The organism is Pseudomonadota bacterium, assembly GCA_016927275.1.
Taxonomy (GTDB): Bacteria; UBA10199; UBA10199; order 2-02-FULL-44-16; family JAAZCA01; genus JAFGMW01.
In genome coordinates this window covers 1-3,218 of record JAFGMW010000078.1, presented here as the reverse complement: position 1 = coordinate 3,218, position 3,218 = coordinate 1, and the positions used below count along the sequence as shown (strand labels likewise).

The following is a 3,218-nucleotide window of genomic DNA, read 5'->3' as shown; positions in this document are numbered from 1 at the left end:
ATCGACCGAGAGCGTCACGTCCGATATCCCGTCGCAAGGGGAAGGCGTCTCAATGGTCTTCTGGGTGGACTCCCCGGCTGCGCCTTCCTCCTCACCCTCTGTTTCAACGTCTGCTTCACCCTCTGCTTCACCCTCTGCCTCCCCCTCTGTCTCGATCTCAGCGGGCATCCCCTCTTCGATCACGCCTTCAGTGTCCACGGAGACTTCGGGCAGAGTCGTGGAGAGGAACCCCTCTTTTTCGCAACCCGCGAGTGCGACGAGGGATAGCGAGATAACGGCGATAAGAAGGAGCTTTGAAATACGCATGACGACCTCCTCTTGGAACGTGCTCTGCGGAATCACCTTTATCACATAAATGACAGAGTTTACGATAAGTAATTACAGCAATTTGCGTGCCAATCCATGGGGGGGCAATCAGCGCAAAACATTCTATGTGTCAATGGGTTATGTCATCTTATCAGGATATCTTTTGAATCATTTTGATAGGCCCCGGCCAGGCGTCAAATTTTCTATATTTTACGGACATATGTGCGGTCATGCAAATCATTTGCTGCCGAACGGCATTTGAAGCTCCCTAGCCCTTGCAAGGGCCCTGCTTTGACTTTATGTTACTGCCCCAAGGGGGCCCGGATGGGCGCGAGATCAACTAAAATAAGGGTTCTTATCAGTGCCGGGCCGACGCGCGAGTACATCGACCCGGTGCGATTCATCTCCAACGACTCCTCGGGCATGATGGGGTTCGCGCTGGCCCAGGCGGCCCGCGACATGGACTGCCAGGTGACGCTCGTCACGGGGCCGGTGTCGCTGCCCACGCCCGAGGGGGTGACCAGGGTCGACGTGGTATCGGCAGGGCAGATGTATCGCGAGGTCATGCGCAGGGCGCCGCGCTCGGACCTCATCATCATGGCCGCGGCGGTGGCCGACTGGAGGCCGAGGCGCATGCTCAAGGAGAAGCTCAAGAAGGGGCCCGTGCCGCCTAGGATCGAGCTGACCCGCACCCCCGACATCCTCGAGGAGCTGGGCCGAAAGAAGAGGCCGAACCAGAGGCTCGTCGGCTTCGCCCTGGAGACGCGCAACCTCGAGCAGAACGCGCGCGAGAAGCTGCGCAGAAAGGGCTGTGGCTGGGTGGTCGCCAACACCGCCGATGCGATCGGCGCGGAGACGAGCCGCGCGATACTCATAAGCAGGGGAGGCAAAAGGATAAAGCTGCCCAAACTTCCGAAAGAGGACCTCGCCTACATCATACTGTCGAACGTGCTTTCGTGAGAGATCAGAGCATTCCTACTACGACCTTGAGGATATCGGACGGCTCCGGGAGTCTTCCCTTGCCCTTATATCCGCACGCGAGCTCGCCCACGGCGGGCTCGATGAACCTGTAGCCGTGCTTTTTGAGAGCCGCCACGTTGCCCTGCGTGATCGGGTTCTCCCACATGTTGGAGTTCATCGACGGCGCGAAGAGGACCGGCGCCTTTGTCGCGCAGATCACGGTGGTGAGAAGGTCGTCGCAGATACCGTGCGCCACCTTCGCGATGAGGTCCGCGGTCGCGGGAGCCACGAGCACGAGGTCGGCCCGGTCTGCCAGTGATATGTGCCCGATCTCCTTTTCCTGTATCAGGTTCCACATGTCGGTGTGCACGGGGTTTGCAGTGAGGGTCTGGAGCGTGATCGGGGTCACGAACTGGCTGCCGGCGGAGGTCAGCACGCAGCGCACGTCAGCGCCGGCCTTGGTGAGGAGCCTGGCCAGCTCGCAGCACTTGTACGCCGCGATCCCGCCGCCGATGCCGAAAACTATGGATTTCCCCTTTAACGATCCCTTCATTCCGCCCTCCTGTGAGCAGGGGGAAGATAGGCCCTCAAGCTGCAGGTTGCAAGCGGGTTGAAGAAGCGCTATCAGGGCGCTGAGGGGGCGATATGGCGCAGAAACTTTCCGAATCCGAGAAAACCACTCTTCTCAAGCTCGCGCGGGAGACGATTTCTCAGTATCTAAAGGACGGCAAGCGTGTCCCCCTGCCAAAGGCCAAGGGGTTGCTCGCCGAGCATGCGGGCGCGTTCGTGACATTGCACAAGCGCGGGCAGCTCAGAGGCTGCATCGGCAACATGATCGGCATCCGTCCCCTGGTCGAGACGATACAGGAGATGGCCATCTCTGCGGCTACCGAGGACCCGCGCTTCCACAGGGTCCAGCCTGAAGAGATGACTGAGATCGACATCGAAATATCGGTCCTGAGTCCAATGAAAAGAGTGAAGGACGTGAGCGAGATCGAGGTAGGCACGCACGGGATCCTCATGCGCCGCGGGATGTACCAGGGCGTGCTGCTCCCACAGGTCGCCACGGAGTGGGGCTGGGACCGCGAGGAGTTCCTCGCGCACACCTGCGAGAAGGCGGGGCTGCCCCCGGACGCCTGGCGCGACCCCGAGACCGCCATTGAAATCTTCTCCGCCGAGGTCTTCGGGGAAGGACAGAGGCCCAAACAGCAATAAAAAGTCTGTAATATCATACACTTAATTTCATGTGTTGACCAACCCTTGACTCAGGACTTAAAATATAAGTAAGTAAATGGTTACTTATTTGAGGGGCCGGCCCATGGCGAAGAGGATGACAGCGGAGGATCGCAGGGAGCAGATAGCCAGGGCTGCCGCAGCGCTCTTCGCCAGGTACGGCTTCTCAGGGGTGACCACGCGCGAGATCGCGAAGGCTGCAAAGGTGAACGAGGCTCTGCTCTACCGCCACTTCCCCACCAAGGAGGACCTCTACACCGAGATCATCAGGCACAAGATCGCGGAGCAGGGCGATTTCATAGACGATGCGATGCTCTCCGCGGGCGACGACGCCGCAATACTTTCTTACATCGCGAGGACCTTCGTGGAGGTGGTCGGCGACGACCACACCTTCATCAGGCTCCTGCTCTTCTCCGCGCTCGAGGACCACAAGCTCTCAACGATATTCTTCGACAAGAGGGTGGGGAGCGTCTTTCCGCATTTGGCCAGATACTTTGAACGAAGGACGGCCGAGGGCGCGTTCCGGAGGATGGATCCGAGGATCGCGGTGCGCGCCTTCGTCGGCATGATCATGCACTACATCCTCACTACCGAAATCTTCAAGATGCCTGAGGGGATGCGGGTGGACAGGGAAGAGGCGATAATGGGTTTCACGAACATATTCATGGAAGGGGTGAGGGCGAGATGATGGGCCTTGGAAAGAGACCGGTATTGATTCT

Annotated in this window: 5 protein-coding genes; 3 read left to right on the top strand and 2 right to left on the bottom strand. The window is 59.1% G+C overall.

Annotation, left to right across the window (positions count from 1 at the left end; genetic code table 11):
* The coding region (locus tag JXA24_05205; protein ID MBN1283156.1) for a hypothetical protein at positions 1–306 on the bottom strand (306 nt) is incomplete at its 3' end.
* A 324-nt stretch (positions 307–630) separates the two neighbouring features.
* Here JXA24_05205 and JXA24_05200 point away from each other — a divergent pair.
* Positions 631–1,266, top strand: a complete 636-nt coding sequence (locus tag JXA24_05200; GenBank protein MBN1283155.1) for a hypothetical protein — start codon at positions 631–633, stop codon at positions 1,264–1,266.
* 4 nt (positions 1,267–1,270) lie between these two features.
* On the opposite strand, the gene coaBC is transcribed toward JXA24_05200, so the two are convergent.
* Positions 1,271–1,819 (bottom strand): bifunctional phosphopantothenoylcysteine decarboxylase/phosphopantothenate--cysteine ligase CoaBC, encoded by a 549-nt coding sequence (gene coaBC / locus JXA24_05195; GenBank protein ID MBN1283154.1) that lies wholly within the window; start codon positions 1,817–1,819, stop codon positions 1,271–1,273.
* A 92-nt stretch (positions 1,820–1,911) separates the two neighbouring features.
* Between coaBC and amrA the strand changes: the two genes are divergently transcribed.
* Positions 1,912–2,481 (top strand): AmmeMemoRadiSam system protein A, encoded by a 570-nt coding sequence (gene amrA, locus JXA24_05190; GenBank protein MBN1283153.1) that lies wholly within the window; start codon positions 1,912–1,914, stop codon positions 2,479–2,481.
* A gap of 103 nt (positions 2,482–2,584) precedes the next feature.
* Positions 2,585–3,187 carry a TetR/AcrR family transcriptional regulator gene (locus tag JXA24_05185; GenBank protein ID MBN1283152.1) on the top strand — a complete coding sequence of 201 codons (603 nt, stop codon included), beginning with the start codon at positions 2,585–2,587 and terminating at the stop codon, positions 3,185–3,187.
* The last annotated feature ends 31 nt before the right edge of the window (positions 3,188–3,218 follow it).

What these genes read in the sequence shown, in the direction of transcription:
- coaBC (MBN1283154.1), bottom strand. Translation starts at nt 1,819, where the DNA reads ATGAAGGGATCGTTAAAGGGGAAATCCATAGTTTTCGGCATCGGCGGC.
- amrA (MBN1283153.1), top strand. Translation starts at nt 1,912, where the DNA reads ATGGCGCAGAAACTTTCCGAATCCGAGAAAACCACTCTTCTCAAGCTC.
- JXA24_05185 (MBN1283152.1), top strand. Translation starts at nt 2,585, where the DNA reads ATGGCGAAGAGGATGACAGCGGAGGATCGCAGGGAGCAGATAGCCAGG.
- JXA24_05200 (MBN1283155.1), top strand. Translation starts at nt 631, where the DNA reads ATGGGCGCGAGATCAACTAAAATAAGGGTTCTTATCAGTGCCGGGCCG.